Annotated in this window: 16 protein-coding genes; 3 read left to right on the top strand and 13 right to left on the bottom strand. The window is 38.1% G+C overall.

The genetic code is table 11. The annotated features are described in order from the left end of the window. Positions 1-146: 146 nt before the first annotated feature. From arcC to QBK89_RS09810, 6 genes are all read right to left on the bottom strand, one after another. Positions 147-1,085, bottom strand: a complete 939-nt coding sequence (gene arcC, locus QBK89_RS09835) for a carbamate kinase (protein ID WP_284140870.1) — start codon at positions 1,083-1,085, stop codon at positions 147-149. Next, the gene (locus QBK89_RS09830; protein ID WP_284140877.1) at positions 1,082-1,987 is read right to left on the bottom strand and encodes an oxamate carbamoyltransferase subunit AllH family protein; all 906 of its coding nucleotides are present in this window, start codon (positions 1,985-1,987) and stop codon (positions 1,082-1,084) included. Before QBK89_RS09830 ends, arcC begins: the two co-directional genes overlap by 4 nt. A gap of 7 nt (positions 1,988-1,994) precedes the next feature. After that, positions 1,995-3,254 (bottom strand): YlbE family protein, encoded by a 1,260-nt coding sequence (locus tag QBK89_RS09825; RefSeq protein WP_284140869.1) that lies wholly within the window; start codon positions 3,252-3,254, stop codon positions 1,995-1,997. A gap of 46 nt (positions 3,255-3,300) precedes the next feature. Continuing rightward, positions 3,301-5,049, bottom strand: coding sequence for an acyl-CoA synthetase FdrA (gene fdrA / locus QBK89_RS09820; protein ID WP_284140868.1), 1,749 nt, complete (start codon positions 5,047-5,049; stop codon positions 3,301-3,303). Positions 5,050-5,075: 26 nt separating this feature from the next. Further along, entirely contained in the window at positions 5,076-6,125 is a 1,050-nt protein-coding gene (gene allD, locus QBK89_RS09815) for an ureidoglycolate dehydrogenase (protein ID WP_284140867.1), read from the bottom strand. Positions 6,126-6,531: 406 nt separating this feature from the next. Continuing rightward, a complete protein-coding gene (locus QBK89_RS09810) occupies positions 6,532-8,187 on the bottom strand; it encodes a PucR family transcriptional regulator (protein ID WP_284140876.1) in 1,656 nt (551 codons plus the stop codon). 411 nt (positions 8,188-8,598) lie between these two features. Here QBK89_RS09810 and QBK89_RS09805 point away from each other — a divergent pair, with 411 nt between their 5' ends. After that, complete coding sequence (locus QBK89_RS09805; RefSeq protein WP_284140866.1) at positions 8,599-9,216, top strand: RraA family protein; 618 nt, start codon at positions 8,599-8,601, stop codon at positions 9,214-9,216. Positions 9,217-9,286: 70 nt separating this feature from the next. On the opposite strand, the gene QBK89_RS09800 is transcribed toward QBK89_RS09805, so the two are convergent. Both QBK89_RS09800 and QBK89_RS09795 read right to left on the bottom strand, forming a co-directional pair. Continuing rightward, positions 9,287-10,510 (bottom strand): amidohydrolase family protein, encoded by a 1,224-nt coding sequence (locus QBK89_RS09800; protein WP_284140865.1) that lies wholly within the window; start codon positions 10,508-10,510, stop codon positions 9,287-9,289. Positions 10,511-10,547: 37 nt separating this feature from the next. Then, positions 10,548-11,915, bottom strand: coding sequence for a citrate transporter (locus tag QBK89_RS09795; RefSeq protein WP_284140864.1), 1,368 nt, complete (start codon positions 11,913-11,915; stop codon positions 10,548-10,550). A 707-nt stretch (positions 11,916-12,622) separates the two neighbouring features. Here QBK89_RS09795 and trhO point away from each other — a divergent pair. Next, on the top strand, positions 12,623-13,597 hold the full coding sequence (gene trhO, locus QBK89_RS09790) for an oxygen-dependent tRNA uridine(34) hydroxylase TrhO (RefSeq protein WP_284140863.1): 975 nt from the start codon (positions 12,623-12,625) through the stop codon (positions 13,595-13,597). 170 nt (positions 13,598-13,767) lie between these two features. Beyond that, positions 13,768-14,250: a glutathione peroxidase gene (locus QBK89_RS09785; protein WP_284140862.1), complete on the top strand. Its 483-nt coding sequence runs from the start codon at positions 13,768-13,770 to the stop codon at positions 14,248-14,250. 32 nt (positions 14,251-14,282) lie between these two features. Here the strand turns inward: QBK89_RS09785 and QBK89_RS09780 are convergent, their stop codons facing one another. The 5 genes from QBK89_RS09780 to proS all read right to left on the bottom strand — a co-directional run bounded on the left by QBK89_RS09780 (position 14,283) and on the right by proS (position 19,284). Beyond that, positions 14,283-15,002 carry an amino acid ABC transporter ATP-binding protein gene (locus QBK89_RS09780; protein WP_284140861.1) on the bottom strand — a complete coding sequence of 240 codons (720 nt, stop codon included), beginning with the start codon at positions 15,000-15,002 and terminating at the stop codon, positions 14,283-14,285. Next, on the bottom strand, positions 14,995-15,654 hold the full coding sequence (locus QBK89_RS09775) for an amino acid ABC transporter permease (protein WP_284140860.1): 660 nt from the start codon (positions 15,652-15,654) through the stop codon (positions 14,995-14,997). Before QBK89_RS09775 ends, QBK89_RS09780 begins: the two co-directional genes overlap by 8 nt. Positions 15,655-15,675: 21 nt before the next feature. Beyond that, positions 15,676-16,452, bottom strand: a complete 777-nt coding sequence (locus QBK89_RS09770) for a transporter substrate-binding domain-containing protein (protein ID WP_284140859.1) — start codon at positions 16,450-16,452, stop codon at positions 15,676-15,678. A gap of 14 nt (positions 16,453-16,466) precedes the next feature. Continuing rightward, positions 16,467-17,624 (bottom strand): M20 family metallopeptidase, encoded by a 1,158-nt coding sequence (locus tag QBK89_RS09765; protein WP_284140858.1) that lies wholly within the window; start codon positions 17,622-17,624, stop codon positions 16,467-16,469. 220 nt (positions 17,625-17,844) lie between these two features. Next, complete coding sequence (proS, locus tag QBK89_RS09760; protein ID WP_284140857.1) at positions 17,845-19,284, bottom strand: proline--tRNA ligase; 1,440 nt, start codon at positions 19,282-19,284, stop codon at positions 17,845-17,847. Between the last annotated feature and the right edge of the window lie 49 nt (positions 19,285-19,333).

The raw sequence follows: 19,333 nt of genomic DNA, 5'->3' as shown, positions 1-19,333 counted from the left end.
AATAACCTCCTTCTCCTGCTAAATAAGCTTGTACCACCGCTAGCTTAAAAGCCAAGTCATACTTTGCCATACTAAAACACCCCTAGTGTTAGATTTTTTGGTCTAACTCTAGGGGTTCACATCACGGGATGCTCCTTTTTCCTTTATTATTTTTTAATAGTAGTACCAGATTTTCCTTCTAGTGCTTCAGCTGCTTTAGCTAATGAACAGATAATTGCTTTTCCGCCGAATTCAGCAAATGCAAGTGCTCCTTCGACTTTAGGTCCCATACTTCCAGCAGAGAATTGTCCTTCTTCTACATACTTTTTAACCTCGTCAACAGACACTTGTTCAAGTGCTTTTTGATCTGGCTTACCATAGTTCACATATACATTATCTACATCTGTTAAGATCATAAAAACATCCGCATTTGCTTCTTGAGAAAGCTTCAATCCACTACGATCTTTATCAATTACCGCTTCAATTCCTTCAAAGGTACCGTTTTCTTTCTTTACTACTGGAATACCGCCACCACCAGATGCAATTACAATTGTGCCTGCATCTGTTAACGTTTTGATTACATCTGAACCGAGAATGGATGTAGGCATTGGTGATGGTACGACACGACGCCAACCACGACCAGCATCCTCAGCTACTACCCAGCCTTTTTCCTTTGCAAGACGATTCGCTTCTTCTTCACTATAGAAAATACCAATTGGCTTCGTTGGATTTTGGAATGCTGGATCTTCTGGAGATACAACTGTTTCTGTTAGCATACATACAACAGAATTATCTAATCCGAGTTCACGAAGCTCATTGCGTAACGTTTGCTCCATCATGTAGCCGATAAATCCTTGTGATTCTGCACTACAAACATCAAGTGGAAACGGAGGAACGACATCCTTTGCTTCTTCATTCTGGCGTAAAATATTTCCGACTTGTGGACCATTACCGTGTGTAACAATAACTTCATAGCCTTGCTTTACGATTTGGGCAATGATTTTAGAGCATTTTGATACATTATCAAGCTGATTTTGATATGTTGCCTCTTGACCAGGCTGGAGAATAGCATTTCCACCTAAGGCAATTACTACTTTTTCTTTCATTCACTTTTCCTCCTAATCGCCAACATTCCAATTAATATACCGAACGCGGAATCTATTCCCGAGCTGTGTCCGACATTTACTAACTCCTGAAAATGTTGTACTATTTTTTCGCTGTTAATTTCAGCTATATCATTAACCATATTTGCAATAACCGAGCTGTATTTACCTTGCAAAGCGCTTTCTAAGTAAGCTTTACTTACATCCGTTGTGACAGATGAAGTTTGCAATATTTTTTTCATTCCATCCATAAATGAAGAATGAAATGCATTTGAATATTGATTAATGGCAAGAGCACCTACGAGTAAATCATCTCCTGAAGGAGTTAATCCACTCCCACGACCAAGAAAGTACCGAAGCGTTTGCTCAATAAAAATGGGGTCATCTGAGAAGACGGCATCCATTAATTGATAGAGCTTTCTAATCAACTCCTTGTCCTTGTCTGGAGTGTCTTGTACATAATCTTCTAAAAATTCGACAATGGATAGTTCTTCTATTCCAATTGTTTTATCTTCAAGCATTAATCGTTCAAGAAATAGGGAGAATGATGGAAAGTATTCCTTCGTCTTATCCTTTTTTTCAATTGGATAAAAGAATGCAGTTCCTTTACGTAAATCTAAGGTTAAGGTTTTATTCTCCTCTACAAAAAGTAACGAATCTTTTTCTATTTTAACATACGGTTGTTTATGAGCAATATACAGCAATTGCTGTATATCATCCTCACCTGTATGAATTCCAAACGGTAGACGACCATTTTTCAGACTTCCAATAAAGATCAATCCATCTCCTACTCGGATATTCAATCCGTTTTGAAAAATACTGTGAATAGAACCAGTCGTATCTTTTAAGAGTAGCAAAGGAATATCTTTATGATATTCCTTTGCTTCAATAATGCTTTCCATCATCACTTACTTAAATTAATCCTAATTTTTGAGCATATGCTTCAATCGCTTTTTCAAAGCAAGCTAATGGAGCACGTACGGTACCAGCACCAATCTGACCAACACCTGGTTCCTTATGTGCAATCCCAGTATTAATAACTGGCTCGATTCCTGTTTCTACTACTTTTCTAGCATCAATGCCAAGGCAGATTCCGTTGAAATCCCAAGTTGGAACCGTGAAGTTAGGGTTTTGATCAATACAAATTTCCATCATTTCATTACTTGTAGATAGTGCATCATCAAAGCCACCAGCGCCAACAAATCGAGTAACACCAGGAGCAGCGATCATTGCGAAACCACCCACACCGAAGGTTTCTGTAATAGCACTATCGCCAATGTCAGAGTTTGCATCTTCTTGCGTATAACCAGTGAAGAACAAGCCTTGTGGCGTATTAACTGGTGCTGTGAACCATTCATCACCCATACCACTAATGCGAATTCCGAAGTCTTTCCCGTTTCTACACATTGCTGTTACAACTGTACCTTCTTGAATTTTACGAGCACCGTCAAGTACAGCTTTTCCAGTTGCCATCATAATATTTAAGAAGAACTGATCTGTATCAGCTAGGAATTGCATAACATCCTTGCGATCATTTTCATCCATATCCACTTGAACGATTAATGGAGCAACTTCCTTCAAGAAAATTAGGGAAGCAGCAATATTACGTTGGTGGAATTCGTCACCCATTGTAATTGCTTTTGCAACCATTACATTAATGTTTAAGCCTGCTTCTGTTTTTTGAAGTGCTTTAGACAAAGTTGGACCAAGTACATCCTTCATCCAATGTAAACGATCAATTACTTCTTTCGAGTAAGCACCAAAACGTAGCACCTTACCAATACCTTCGTTCATAATACAATATGCTTGGTTGTCTTCTGAGCGGTTTTCTACAACAAATACAGGCATATTACCTGTTGTAATTCCTCCCATTGGTCCAACTGCGTTAACATGGTGACATGGCATAAATTCCACTTCACCATTTGCAAGCATTTGTTTTGCTTCATCCTCTGTTTGTGCCCAGCCTTCAAATAAAGTAGCACCTACACAAGAGCCTTGCATTGGACCTGTCATGTCATCCCATTTAATCGGTGGTCCAGCATGAAGAATTACTTTTTCTTCTAATTCCTTAATAACAGACTTCGCAGGTACAACATCTGTTAAAAACGGTGCTGAACCAACAATCTTATCAAGAACTGCGCGGTTTGCTTCATCAATGGATTGGTATTTCATTGTTATCTCTCCCTCGATAATGTAGTTTTCGGTTTGTACAATCAAATTACTTCAATAAGCTTAAGATTTTTCTCATACGCTCATTTCCACCAGCGATTGGGCGCCAATCGTATTGAACAACGCGTCCACCATACTTCACGACGGAATCTGTGAATTTCTTTAAGCCGACATTAATAACAACTGGCTTCTGATTAATTAGTTGTTCAATTTGTGGTGAAATAGATAGATCCTCTTGACTCTTCTCTTCGGTATAATCAACGTGTTGCTTTGTAACATCATGAACATGAAGACCAAGAACACTTAATGCAGTACGAACAGCTTCGTTATTACTATCTCTTAAAATAACACCAGCTTGTGCAAGCTTTTCGCGTTGCTCTTTATAGCTTTGTGGATCTTGCTCTGTTCCACAAACGGTTGCTACAAAGTAAATGTTTCTACCTTGTTCTTCAAGGTTTGCCTTGATTTTTTGAATCGATGGTAGCAATGCACCAGCCATATCTTCATGAGAACCGTAGCCTAAAACAACATCAAATAAGATAACCGCTGTTGTTTCATCTGCTGCAGCTTTTTCCATGAATTTCACACGTGTATCTGGATCAATCATTGGGTGAGGCTTTCCTTGGGTATACACATCATCACCAAGATCCGCTACTTCATGACCATTTGCACGTAAAACAAAGCCTTCAGATGCTGCTTCTCCTTTTTTCAATTCTAACGCATCGGAAATAAGTGTTGCAGCTTCATATGCAAGTGTTCCACCAGAATAAAGTCCTTTAATAGTAGTTTGCTCTGGATTTAATTTCACATCGGTAACATCTTGATCAAATTTGCTGTAATCTTCTTTAATTTCATTTCCTCTTGCTAAATCAACCGCAATACGAGCTGTTTCTTCAAGAGTATATGCTTGATAAACATTTCCTTCATGCTGTGTTGGTTTTTCACCAAGGAAAATCGTAACAACTGGCTTCGACAAACTGTGAAGCAATTGAACAACGCGATCACGCACTTCTTTTGCTGGTGGCTTGGAAATAATCGTAATCACTTCTGTTTTACTATGATTTTCCAATGCACGGATACCATCCATCATTGTAATGGCACCGACTTTATCAGATAGGTCACGTCCACCTGTTCCTAGTGCGTGTACTACACCTTCTCCTAGTCGATCAATAATCGTAGTAACTTCTTGGATTCCTGTTCCAGATGCACCAACAATACCAATTTTTCCTTCTTTTACAACGTTTGTAAATGCAATTGGAATACTTGAAATGATACCTGTTCCGCAATCCGGTCCCATTACAAGTAAGCCTTTGTCATGTGCTTTTTGCTTTAGAGCTAACTCATCTTCGAAGGATACGTTATCACTAAACATAAACACGTTAAGTCCATTATCAAGTGCTTTATGTGCTTCGTCAGCTGCACTTTGACCTGGCACTGAAATAACTGCTAGATTGGCGTCTGGCATTTCTTTTAAAGCACGATCCCAAGTACGAACAGTTTCAAATTCGCTTCCTGTTTTACTGATCGCTTGGTTTTTTAAGTAATCATCAACAGCCTTTAACACTTCGTCGATTTTGTCTTCTGAATCTGTGTCAAGGACGATACACATATCATTTGCTGCTGCAGCTTCTAGTTCTTCTGTGTATAAACCAGCACCCTTAAAAATATCTTTGTTTGCAGGTGTACCCATCATGATTTGGATTTTATTAACCCCTTCAATAACAGACACTGCGTTTGTGAGGAGCATTAGGTTTACAGAATCTTGATAAGAATTCTTTTTAATAATTGTATGAAGCATTCCAATCACCTCTAATAAATTTTATATTATTTCGCAAATGGATCTTTATGATCATAAGCGTTGTTATGAACCACATCAGAAACTAAATACTCATAAATTTCATCTACAATTTCAATGCCATTCTCTTCACTGTTCTTTTCTCTTATCGCACTTCGCTGACCAGGATAATATACTTTATCAAAGCCTGGTGCTGGTGTGATATTGTTTAAATCTTCCATAGAAGCCGTTAAGCTATCTTTAAACCCATCAAGTCCAGTAAAGAACGCAGGGTTAATGACGATATGAAGCTGACCAAGATTACGATATGCTGTCAAATCCTCATACATGGAAGAAACATTACGACCAAATGGAAGGCCTAGTAATATGCCTGAAAGGATATCGACCATCATCATTAATCCATAGCCTTTTGGACCAGCAATTGGAAGTAATGCGTTTACAGAAAACGGATCGGTAGTTGGCATTCCTTCTTTATCTACTGCCCAAGAATCTGGAATTGTTTCTTGCTTGGATCTTGCGTGCAATATTTTGCCCCAAGCTTGAACTGTCGTAGCCATATCCATTGTAATAATTTCATTATTCTTTCCTTGAACTGCAAATGCTATTGGATTTGTACCATAGTAAGGCTCTGCCCCTCCAAACGGAACGACCATCGGATCTGATTGACATACTGAAATCCCAATCAAATCTTGTTCTGCAGCTTGTTGCACAAAATAAGATAATGCACCACTATGACTCATTCTGCGAACACCTACAGCAGCGATTCCATTAGCTTTTGCCATATGAATAGCTTCGTCCATCGCTTCTTTGGCTACAACGTGTCCAACACCATTGTCTCCGTCAAAAACAGCTGTAGATGGACCAGTTTTTTCAAACTGAAAGTTAGGGTTTGTATTAATGCCACCTTTCGCAATTCGCTCTGCATAATATTCCACTCGCATCGCGCCGTGGGAATGCACACCTCTTGCATCTGCATGCACGAGTACATCTGCCACGCCATCAGCATGATGCTCTTGAAGCCCTGCTCGGTGTAGCTTTGTCTTAATAAGCTCTTTCAGCTCCTGCTTCGTAACCTTCAAGAAATACATCTCCTTTCCACAATAAAGTGAAAGCTTGCAACATGAACGTTTCACACATAAATCCTAAAACAATTCATTCGCAAAAAATGATGGTTTAAGAATAAATGAACCGGAAAAAGTGATTACGCTAATCGTTTGTTCCAAGCATCCTTTCACTCATAAAGTAAACTGATACACATGAAACGCGTATCACTTTATCTATCACAAATTGTAAACCTTCACAAAGCAAATTACCATGTGTATAGTAGATAAAAATCGGTTAGTGTTTTATCTACTTTAGATAAAACTTATCCGATGTTTTGCAAATGCTGTTCACAAATCTTAAAACTTCATTAAATAAGGAAAAAAGCTAGTATTACTTTAACCGCGCATAAAAAAAATATCCCTTGGAATGGGATATTTTCATTTAGTAAGTATTTTTTTTATTTTCTTTTTCCAGTATATCTAAAATGCGCAACCCTACTTGGATAGAAAGCATCTCTTCAGAATCATCAAAATCTAACCCCGTAATCTCTTTTATCCGTTCTAAACGGTAGGTAATCGTTTTATAATGCACATAAAGTAATTTAGCTGCTTTTGCCGCATTTTGATTACATTGCAAAAATACTTTTAATGTCTCAATTAAATCATTCTTATGTGAATGCTGATAGGCTAACAGCTTTGTTAATGAATCTGGTATGAATTTTTTTAAGGCAGCTACATCCTCAAATTGATACAAGAGCCTGTATATTCCGAGTTCACTAAAGCTAACAATAAAATCTGAATGATTATATATTTGTCCTAATTCTAACGCGTCTTGAGCTTCATGGTAGCTTTTAGGTAGGTCAATGATGGACTTCGCAACATTGCCCAAGCCAATTTGGACATGATAGTCGGTTGTATTGGTATGAAATTTCCGTACAATGTCTTGTGCTTTCGCTTTTATTTTTTCTAATTCACCTTTATTGCTTTCTGCCCCTGCATCTGTTTGCCAAAGCACAATGATAACATCGCTTCGACTGCGAATAATGGCACTTGGAAAAGCGTAATGAATCGCTTCACTTAAAAGCTGATAATACTTTTGCTGTTGCTTATGGTTGTTTTTATCGTGTGATACCCTGTTCTCTTCATCTTCTTTTGGTACATTTAAGTGGAATAAAACGACCGCATAACGCCCCTCTAATTTAAGATCAATAATATTTGCACGATTATATAGGTTTGTTAACGATTTAATTTTTCCTGATATCAAATCATCTACGATATCATTTTTAAATTTCTTTTCTACCTCTGCTACGGCAATTTGTTTTACCATTTCTAAAGATAGCGCTGTTGCAGCACTTTCAATTGCAATAAAATCAAATTCCGTAATCAGCTTATTTATTTCATTTACTACGAGGTTGATTTTAATATTATTTATCGTTTCAATAGGTACAACTATTTGTTGATATGTGCGTTCTGGTAAAGCAGGAAAAGTAACTAGCTTACGGTAGAGTGGAAATTTTGTTGATACTTCGGATTGGCTTTGGAGTGTTTCCAATTCTGAGAATGTCATCGTTACTTGATCAGATGCAACAATCGGACGAAAATCTCGGTCATAAACGACTACCGGATTCCCTAACAAATCATCTAGCGCTTCAATAATGCCTTCTATTCCTGAATCTGCAAGCGATAAACTTGTAAAACGATCGTGCACTTCAATAAAATACTTTAACTTCGTTACTTTATTATTAAGAAGCTCTTCCATGACCGGATACATCACATCAATAAAGGGCATATTAACTGGGATTTGAATAATTGGAATGTGATAAGTTCTGCCTGCTGTTAAAATGCTTGCAGGAATTTCATCAAAGACTTTTTGTATTTTAATGATGAGTGCACTTATTTTCTTTGTTGATAAGTGCTGCATCCAGTCAGAAATCTCATGGTCCGTATGGTTCCTTATTGGATACAAGCTCGTAATAAGAAGCTCTCCACCCTTTAACCACGTAGATATTTCTGGTGTGTCCAGTACCGTAATTCCCGAAACCTTATGCTGGTAGCCATCACTATCTCCTATATATCTTGCATCCTTCATAATCTCCATTTTCATTAAATCTCTGACGGTAAATTCTATATCAATCACCCCAATCCAAATTTGCTCTTTTTATTTTAGTATACATGAAATGAATAACACGAATTTTTTTGTATGTTGTATAAAAAGAGTTAATCGTAATATTCTAAGTAATGCTAATCTTTTCTTTTCGAATAGCACTTATTTAGATTACCACAAATCCGATAGATTGCGATAAGACAACAATCAAATTTAGTTGGTAGTATTAGGATATTATACATCGTAAACCTCTAAAAACGTTTTATCTTATGCTATATGAAAGAACATTTCATCGCTTTGACACATTTGTTATTCATTTTTTCTATGTTTGCCTTTCCTGTCTTGACGTCTTGAACCAAAGCGTGGTTTCATTTAATAAACGTTATACGTAAAGGAGACATACTGATGACTGAATCTATTTTAAAGCAATTTGAATCCGTTCCAACCACATGTATATCTGATGCAACAAAAGGCTTGTATAATCTTGATTCTGACATTAAGCCACTACACGATGACGATAAGCTTGTTGGTCGTGCATTCACGGTAAAAATACCTGTTGGCGATAACTTAGCAGTTTTAAAAGCAATTAATGGAGCAAAGAAGGACGATGTGTTAGTTATCGATGCAAAGGGCGATACGTATCGTGCAGTCGCAGGCGATTTATATCTTGGAATGGCACAAAAGCTAGGAATTAAAGGGGTTGTAGCAGATGGCGTGATTCGTGATAAAGCGGCTGTGCGCGCATTAAACTTCCCTGTGTTTTGCAAAGGTACAACAGTTGCTGCTAGTAATAAAATTGGTGTCGGCGAATTAAATCAGCCGATTTCTTGTGGGGGTATGCCAATCAAACCCGGCGATATTATTGTAGGCGATGCAGATGGTGTTGTTGTTGTCCCACAAGAGCAAGAAAAACAAATATTAGCTAAAGCTTTGAAAAAGCTAGAACATGATCAAAAGCTAGAACAAGAAGTGCTCGGAAATATCGAGTCAATTCGCACGTTTCTTCACGACATACTAAAATAAACAGAGGCTTTATGCAACGTTAACAAAAAAACGGCTCCATTTATGCAGGAGCCGTTTTTGCATTGAAATATTAGCGATAAACATGCACTGTTTTTTCTGTTTCAACGGTGATTTTCCCATCTTTTACTACAAACAATCTTGTAGGAAGATCAATTACCGCATTTGTTACTGATTCTGTATCTAGGAGTACAACATTTGCTGCTTTTCCTACTTCGATACCATAATCTGTTAATCCAAGCGCTTTAGCAGGATTTGTTGTTAGCATTGGCAATACGGTTGGAAGATCTGCTGCTCCACCTAAGTGAGCAGTTGGAATTGCAAGCATTGCTGTTTGCAGTAAATCTCCTGTTCCATAAGGAGTGAACGCATTCCGAATATTATTCGTTGCGATACACATATTGACCCCACCGTCTCGAAGCGCACGAATTGGTGTTAATGCACGGCGAACATTAAATTCATCTCTACGACCACCAAGATGCAGGTCTGTAGCAGGTAAGCTCATGACACTAATTTGTGCCTTAGCCATCTTTTCAATAATGGGCTCTAGACGTTCCTTTGGAAGTGCGCCTAGGCTCGTTAAATGACCTACAGAAACGCGTCCTTGATAGCCTTCTGCAATTGTTTTATCACAAAGATATTCAATCGTCATGCCTTCTGCATCATCTTTAAAATCCTGATGAAAATCAATTGGCTTGTCATATTTCTTCGCAATTTCAAAAACTAAATCAATATGCTTATCCGCAGGTGTATCATTATATGGAATACCTCCAACAACATCCGCATTCGCATCCATTGCTTGGTACATCATTTCTTCTGTACCTGGCGCCTTATAAATTCCTTCCTGTGGAAAAGCTACAACCTGAATATCTACAAGGTTCTTGTATTTCTCTTTCAGACCCATGACAACATCAAATCCAGTGAATCCTTGCGATGGATCAAATTCTGAATGGGTACGTACATGTGTTGTTCCATGTTTAATAAGCATTTCTAATGTACGTTCTGCACGATCCACAATGTCTTCTTTCGTGAAGGTTGGTTTTAGTTCAGCAGTTACACTTAATGCTTCTTGTAGTGTACCAGACTTGTTTGGAAGTCGATCAGCAATTAACGCCTTGTCTAAGTGAATATGGCTTTCCACAAGCCCTGGGATTAATACTTTTCCATTCGCTTCGATAACACGCGCTGCCTCTGCATCGATCTGTGCTTCAATTGCAACAATCTTACCATCCTTAATTGCAATATCTTTAAGTGGTGCATCATCTTCCAATCTTGCTTGTCTAATTAAAATATCCATCTAAAATCCCCTCCAACATTCGTTTTTAATTTTAAACTTATCCTAAGAAGAATGCGATTACTAAAAGTAATGCCATTGCCATTCCAACCCATTTTCCGTTTCCTTTTACAACTTGAATAATCGGAATTTGGAAACCAGCTGATAATGCTTGCATCGTAATATTAACAAAGCTTAATTGACTACCTAATCCAACACCCATTGCTACGAATCCTAAGGCAACTGGTGAGAAATTTAACGAAACAGCAACCGGCAATACAAGACCAAGAATTGATCCTACATAAGCACCGGCAGGAATACCTACTAGAATACCCGCTAAAACAGCTGCAGGAACAACTAAAGCAGCAGGTGCGGCTTCTGCCAAGCTGGCAATTACTTGAAACGCTCCTGTGTCACCAATGATATTGATGAAGGATAAGAAAATACCTACTGCAAATAAACGAGTAAGAATATAAGTTGAACCATCAACGACTGCTTCCATTGATTCATTCAGGTTAAACTTTGTACATACATAGATTAAAGCAACGGTAACAACTGTATATACGAGCGGATTAATTAATCCAAAGCCAATTGCTTTATTTACAAATGGTCCAAGAATTACAGCAGCAAGCATAAAAATTGCTGGAATCGTAATCTTAAACAATTGGCCATTATTTAAATTAGCAAATTCACTATTTTCTTCACCTTTAAATACAACTTTACGTTTTTTAGCTCCATAGAATCCTAATATTACGGATAGAACAACAAAAATTAGGGTGAAAATGCGCATCTCTGCTACATAATCTGCAACTGGAATTCCAGAAAGCTTTGATACGATTCCAGATTCAAGCGAAGCAGGTGATGTCGTAAAGGAAACAGCGGTTGCGATAGACATTGCTGCGATAAGCTCAGGAATAGCCCCAACAGCAGCAAATGCCAATGGCGCAATAACCATTGCACTTCCGCCACCAATACCAGACATATACGTAGCTGCCGCTTGCAAAATAACGATAAATGCAGCCATGTATTCTCCTTTATTTCCTATTTTACGTCTTACTAGTGCAAGTGCTGCAGTGTAACCACCTGATTTAAATACAGCCATCGCGATTGCCGAGTTAATAATCGGAACAGTAATAGATAGCATGCCAGGGATTGTAGATAAGAATTGTTCATTTGCCTGCGCTAATCCAATACCACCAATTAGCATTGCCAATGTACCACCAACAAAACCGGCAGCTAACATATCTACCTTCAAGAATAATAACGTTAAAATAACGATTAACGGAACAATTACCAAAACAGCATAAAACCCTGTTGGTGTTTGAATTTCTGCAGTTGCTTCTGCAGCAAATACTTGAAAGCCTGAAATAAGCATAAACAATAATGCTGCAATGACAGAAAATACATTTCTTTTCTTATTTTTCATCATCGTTTCCTCCATATCATTTAATATTTTTTAATTGCTGTGTTTTAGAGGTACTGCGTGAGAAAGGAACACCTTCCTATTAATGGATAACCATCCTTTATAAATTACCCAAGCCTTTACATTTAATTCGAAAATAAGTGCAGAGAATAGTTACAGGCTTGGAGATGTGCGATCTACGATGTATAGAATGTCTATCAATCCACTATTCACAGAAACGCTATAAACTCTGAAATCAAAATGCCTCGATTTGGCATGTCCTTATAAGCAGCCCCCCGTTCGTTTGTACAAGTTAATTATATTAATCGTTCGTATGTAATGTCTTTATACTTTGCCTGCGAAATTTTACGTTAAATATTGACATCATTAGATAAATAATCGCTCTTACTCACATAAAAAAATAATAAAAACATTAAATCATGTTCTTTTTGTGAAATAATTCACATTATGTTCATTTTGTTTAAATTAGAAGCGGGCAATTGTAGTCTGCTTATATACATTTAATGGAAATCAACTAACTAGTTAAAGGGAGAAGATACCAACGATATCAGAACTTGCCCCTTAACGGTTGCAGGCTTTAATGTTTAGCGGATAGAAATTTTACTTTGAAATTACGCATAAAGGTTGTTATAATAACCTTTATGCAAGAATGATTTACAAATAAACCCCACACATTTGTATCTTGCAAATATAAATGATAGGTGGAAAAAAAGATGGAGAACAAGAAAGAATATCGTGTGTTACTTTACTACCATTATGTAACGATTGAGGATCCAGAAGCATTTGCTGCTGAGCATCTTCAATTTTGTAAGGAAACGGGTTTAAAAGGCCGTATTCTGGTAGCACATGAAGGAATCAATGGGACGGTTTCGGGTACAATCGAGCAGACGGATGCGTATATGGAAATGATGCATAACGATCCACGCTTCAAGGAAATGGTATTTAAAATGGATCTTCATGAAGGCCATGCTTTCAAAAAAATGCACGTTCGTCCACGAAAAGAATTAGTAACACTTCGTCTAGAAGATGATATTAATCCGAAAGAAATCACTGGAAATTATTTAGAGCCCAAAGCGTTCTTTGAAGCGATGCAGGATGAAAATACCATTGTCATCGATGCCCGCAATGATTACGAATATGATCTTGGTCATTTCCGTGGTGCTGTTCGCCCAGACATCCATACATTCCGCGAATTACCAGATTGGATAAGAGAAAATAAAGAGTTGCTTGAAGGTAAACGCATTTTAACGTATTGTACTGGTGGAATACGCTGTGAAAAGTTTTCCGGTTGGTTAAAACGCGAGGGCTTTGATGAAGTAAATCAGCTGCATGGCGGAATCGTTACGTATGGGAAGGATCCTGAAGTTCAAGGAGAGCTTTGGGATGGAAAATGCTATGTTTTTGATGAGCGTATCTCTGTTCCCGTTAACCAAAAGGAACATGTAATTGTTGGGGTAGATTATTTTGATGGCACACCGTGTGAACGCTATGTTAACTGTGCTAACCCAGAATGTAACAAACAAATTCTTTGCTCAGAGGAAAATGAGCATAAATATATGCGTGGCTGTACACATGAATGCCGTGTAACTCCTCGCAATCTTTATGTAAAAGAACACAACTTAACAGATGAAGAAATTCAACAACGACTTGATTCGATTGAACAAGAAACTACACAAGCAGCAATCTAACTAAAATCCAGATGTCTTCTCTTGGAAGACATCTGGATTTGTTTTTTATGTGTGTCCCACATAAATTTGTATTTTCTTTTTTGGATAACTAGCAGCTTATATAACGAAGCATTATGCTTTGACGTGTATCCGCTACTTCGCTATCATACGGTTAAGAGGAGATGATCAAAATGGGGTTATACGATTATTCCGTAACAACGATTACTGGAGAAGAAAAATCCTTAAAGGATTATCAAGGCAATGTACTGCTTATTGTGAATACTGCAAGTAAATGTGGCTTTACCCCGCAGTTTGAAGGATTGCAAGCATTACATGAGGAATTTAGTGATGCGGGCTTAACCATTCTCGGATTTCCTTGCAACCAATTCGCTAATCAGGATCCAGGCACGGATGAGGAAATTGCCCAATTTTGCGAGAAAAATTATGGTGTATCATTTCCAATGTTTCGCAAAGTTGATGTAAAAGGTGAGAACGCCCATCCTTTGTTTCAGTATTTAACAAAGGAAACAAAAGGAATGCTTACCAATCAAATTAAATGGAACTTTACAAAATTCCTTATTGGACGTAATGGGGAAATTTTAGGTCGCTTTGCTCCACAAACAAAACCAGAAAAACTCAAAGCTTCAATAGAAGAAGCATTAAAAAACACGTAGTTAGTTAGCTACGTGTTTTTATTTCGTTTAGACTACAATATTTTCTCTAAAAATGCTTGGGCACGCTCGGTATTTGGGTGGGTAAAAAAGGAATCTGGCTTTTCATCTTCCATTAATTGTCCTTCATCTAAAAACAAGATACGATCTGCTACCTCACGAGCAAACCCCATCTCATGAGTTACAATCACCATTGTCATTCCGGTATTGGCAAGATCCTTCATGACGTCTAGTACCTCTTTTACCATTTCTGGATCAAGCGCAGATGTTGGTTCGTCAAATAACATGATTTCGGGTTCCATTGCCAATGCACGAGCAATTGCTACACGTTGTTTTTGTCCTCCTGATAATCGATTCGGAAAGGTTTCTGCTTTCTCACTTAATCCAACCTTTTTCAACAACTCCAATGCATTTTCTTTCGCTTCACTTTCACTAATCTTCTTCACGGTTTGCGGTGCATACGTTATATTTTTCAACACGGTCATATGCGGAAATAAATGAAAATGCTGGAACACCATCCCAATGTTTTTGCGGATAAGCTCCTTATTCTTCTCCTGTGCAATTTCTTTTCCATTTATCCATATTTCTCCGGAGGATGGCTGCTCTAACTGGTTTAAGCAGCGAAGAAATGTTGATTTTCCTGATCCAGAAGGACCGATAATTGCTACTACCTCGCCCCGATTTATCGAAGTAGAAATATTATTTAATACAGTTGTTTTTCCAAACTTTTTTGTTAAATTATTTACGTTAATCACTGTAACGAAGCCTCCGTTCTACAACCTTACCGATTTGTGTTAAGACGAACACCATGACCCAATAAATAAGCCCCGCAAATAGCAACGGTTCAAAATTCCGATAAATGTCGGCACCAACAATTTGCGCACGACGCATCAGATCAAGGTATCCGATAACAGAAACAATGGCAGATTCCTTCGTTAATGTAATAAATTCATTCATCAATGCAGGCAGGATATTTTTTATTGCCTGTGGGAGAATGATATGCATCATCATGTCTTTATACGGAACACCAAGTGCTTCCGCGGCCTCTGTTTGTCCGCGATCTACTGCCATAATACCTGCGCGAATAATTTCAGACACATATGCTGCAGAATTTAAACCAAATGCAAGGACAGCGGATAAAAATGCCGAAATGTCATAGCCAGTTAATTGTGGAACTGCAAAGTAAATAATCATTAATTGCAAGATAAGTGGCGTACCTCTAAAAATAGAAGTATACGCATCGGCAAAGCCTTTTAGAAAAGGCAGCTTCGTAATCTTGCACAATGCGAGTAGTGTACCAAGAATAAAACCAACCAATATCGAAACACTTACAAACTTTAACGTTACCCATATTCCTTCTAACATAAAAGGAATATAAGGCACGATTTGGCTAAAGTCCAAATTCATGCCTCACACCTCACCTTTCGTTTATATCTGATCTTCTGTAAGCCACTTTTTCTTTAATGCATCGATGGTGCCATCTTTTTCAAATTTATCAAGGATGTTATTTACTTTCTCTACTAAATCACTGCCCTTTGGAAAGGCAACTCCCATGCCAGGTGAGCTTGTTGTGGGATCATCAAATCCTTTCAGACCTTGTGAATCGATATATCCTTTTGCAACGGTTTTATCCATGTAAGCAACATCAATGCGATTCGATTGCAGCTCTTGAATTAAAACACTAGCATTATCAACCTTCTTAACTTGAAATCCATATTCCTCTGCAAGCTTGTCTGCTCCTTCTTCTTGAATCGTACCAAGCTGAACACCTACTGTTTTTCCTTTTAAGGCTGTTAAATCAGATGCAAACTGATCCGCTTTACTTATGAACATCTCTCCTGAACGATTGTATTCCTTGGAGAAATCCACATTCTTTTTCCGCTTTTCATCCGCACTCATTCCAGCTAATACCATATCCACACGCTTAGATTGCAGCGCTCCTACTAATCCATCAAACTTCATATCTTCAATTTCTAGCTTATAGCCTAGTTCATCGGCAATCGCCTGTGCTAAATCAATATCAAAGCCTTCAAAATTCCCTTCCTTATCACGTGATTCGAATGGAGGGAAATCAGCAGAGGTCGCCATTTTCAACACTTTTTCTTCTCCTTGTTCACCTTTCTTCGATTGTTCTGATGATCCACACGCAGTTAACAAACTAACAAATAAAATAAATAAAATTCCAGTTATCATTGATTTTTTCATTTTCTTCTCTCCCTTTACTTTCTATGAAACTCATCTTTTACTTTTTGTAATAATGCACGATCCGATAATAGGTCATAGCCGGTATAAGCTAAAGCTAAAGCACCATCAACGAGGGTGCGGTGTCCTTCATCCGTAATTGTTTGATTTGCAAATGCTGTCGTATGGGCAACCAACCCTGGTTGGTTCATTCCAATATAAGGGTGAATTGCTGGGGCAACATGGCTCACATTTCCCATATCTATTGAGCCTGACCCCATTTTTGCTGCTTCAATTGGATAAGGACTTATCATTTCTAAGTTCGCAGTAAATGCATGTGACAATGCTTCATTTGTTACCATATTGTCATAGCTTAATTCATAGTTTGAGATTTCTAGCTTTGAACCGGTCATCAATGCTGCACCATTTGCAATTGCCTTTATCTTTGCAACTATTTCATCTAATAACACGCGTTCCTTCGCGCGAATATAAAACTGTGCAACAGCATAATCTGGGACGACATTTGCAGCTTTTCCTCCTTCAGCAATGATTCCGTGCATCCGTACATCTGATGGCACATGCTCCCGTAATGCATTGATGCCATTAAATAATTGAATCACACTATCCAGTGCATTAATTCCTTTTTCTGGTGAAGCAGCAGCATGTGCGGACTTTCCTGTATAGGCGAATTGGATCGCATCCATCGCCAACGATTCTCCGCTTTGGTAGGATTGATCACTTGGATGCAGAATCATTGCCGCATCAATGCCTTTAAAAATGCCTTTCTCACTCATTGGCACCTTTGCACCATTTGTTTCTTCAGCAGGTGTTCCAAAGACAATGACAGTGCCTCCAACTTCCTCCAGCACTTTACTTAGCGTAACAGCTGCCCCAACACTCATCGTTCCAATTAAGTTATGACCACATCCATGTCCAACACCTGGAAGTGCATCGTACTCTGCTAAATAGGCTATCGTCGGTCCTGCCTTTGGACTTTTATACACTGCTTGAAAAGCTGTCGGCCGATCAACAATTCCTTTATCGATATGAAATCCATGTGCTTGGAGATAATCCGTGAGCAATTGCATTGATGCATACTCTTCATCTCCTAGCTCTGGATTTGCATATAAATGATCACTCATCTCGATCAATGCTTCTTTTATGTTTTCTAGTTCTGTTTTTAGCTTTGTTTTCATTTTTATTCACCTGTATGTATTTTTATAAGTTATTATGTATATTTATACCATGATATACAATAAAAATGCAACTACTTTTTAAAATTAATTGCCGTTTTTCTTTTTTTGCGCAAAAATAAAAAGCCCTTTCCGGACTTTTTATTCGCATGAATGATGGTTCCGCTTCGGAAAAACATCATCTTATTTCTATTGTGGAAAAACCAAGCAACAACTTGAACGATTAATAAGCTTTTGCCCAGTAAACCATTTCTTTTGCTTGCTTGCCACAGCAAACACAAGTTTCAGATACACGTTCTTGCTCGAAAGGAATACAACGAGAGGTAGCCGATGTATCCTCTTTAATTTTCTCTTCACAAGCAAGATCTCCACACCACATTGCTTTAATAAATCCGCCTTTTTCTTCTAACACAGAAGAAAACTCATCCATTGTTGTAGCAACGGAAGTCATCTCTTGACGATGGGCCAATGCTTTATCATACATATTTTGTTGGATTTCTTCTAATAATTTTGGTAATCGACTTTCTAATTCCGTTAATGGAACAAATTCCTTATCTCCCGTATCTCTGCGTACAAGAACTACTTGTTCCTTCTCTATATCCTTTGGTCCCATTTCAATACGAACAGGAATCCCTTTCATTTCATACTCATTAAATTTCCAGCCAGGCATTTTGTCTGTTGCATCGATATCTACACGGACATGCTGTTTTAACGCATCCTTTAATGCATATGCTTTATCAAGCACACCTTCCTTATGCTGTGCAATCGGAACAATAATTGCTTGAGTTGGGGCAATTTTTGGTGGTAAAACTAACCCACGATTATCTCCATGCACCATGATCAATGCGCCCATAATTCGCGTAGATACACCCCACGATGTTTGATGAACAAGCTGTTGATCGCCATTTTTATCAAGATAACGGATATCAAATGCCTTCGCAAAACCTGTTCCTAAGTAATGGGAGGTTCCGGATTGTAATGCCTTTCCATCGTGCATTAAGCTTTCAATCGTTAATGTGTACTCTGCCCCAGCAAATTTTTCTTTTTCAGTTTTTTGCCCTTGTAGTACAGGAATTGCCAGGTAGTTTTCGCATACATCCGCATAGACTCCAAGCATTTTATTCGTTTCTTCTTGAGCTTCTTCACGTGTAGCGTGACACGTATGTCCTTCCTGCCATAAAAATTCAGAAGAGCGTAAAAATGGTCGCGTCGTTTTTTCCCAGCGTACGACATTTGCCCATTGATTATAAAGCATTGGAAGATCACGATATGAATGAATATTCTTTGCATAATATTCACCAAAAAGCACTTCCGATGTTGGACGAACAACAAGTCGTTCCTGAAGTTCTTCGTCACCTCCGTGGGTTACCCACGCTACTTCTGGAGCAAAGCCTTCGATGTGATCCTTTTCCTTTTGTAATAGGCTCTCTGGAATAAATAAAGGAAAATAAACATTGGAATGTCCTGTTTCCTTAAACTGACGATCAAATTCATCGCGAATATTTTCCCAGATTGCAAAGCCATATGGTTTAATAATCATTGTTCCACGAACAGAGCCATAATCAACGAGCTCTGATTGCTTTACCACGTCAGTATACCATTGGGCAAAGTCGTCCTCCATTGCCGTTACTTTTTCTACAAATTGCTTGTTCTTTTTTCCCATCTCTAGCACCTCAATATAATATTTATTTCATCTCTCATTACACGCTTTT

It is taken from the genome of Virgibacillus sp. LDC-1, assembly GCF_030137545.1.
Taxonomy (GTDB): domain Bacteria; phylum Bacillota; class Bacilli; order Bacillales; family Amphibacillaceae; genus LDC-1.
This window is presented reverse-complemented; position numbering and strand designations above follow the sequence as displayed.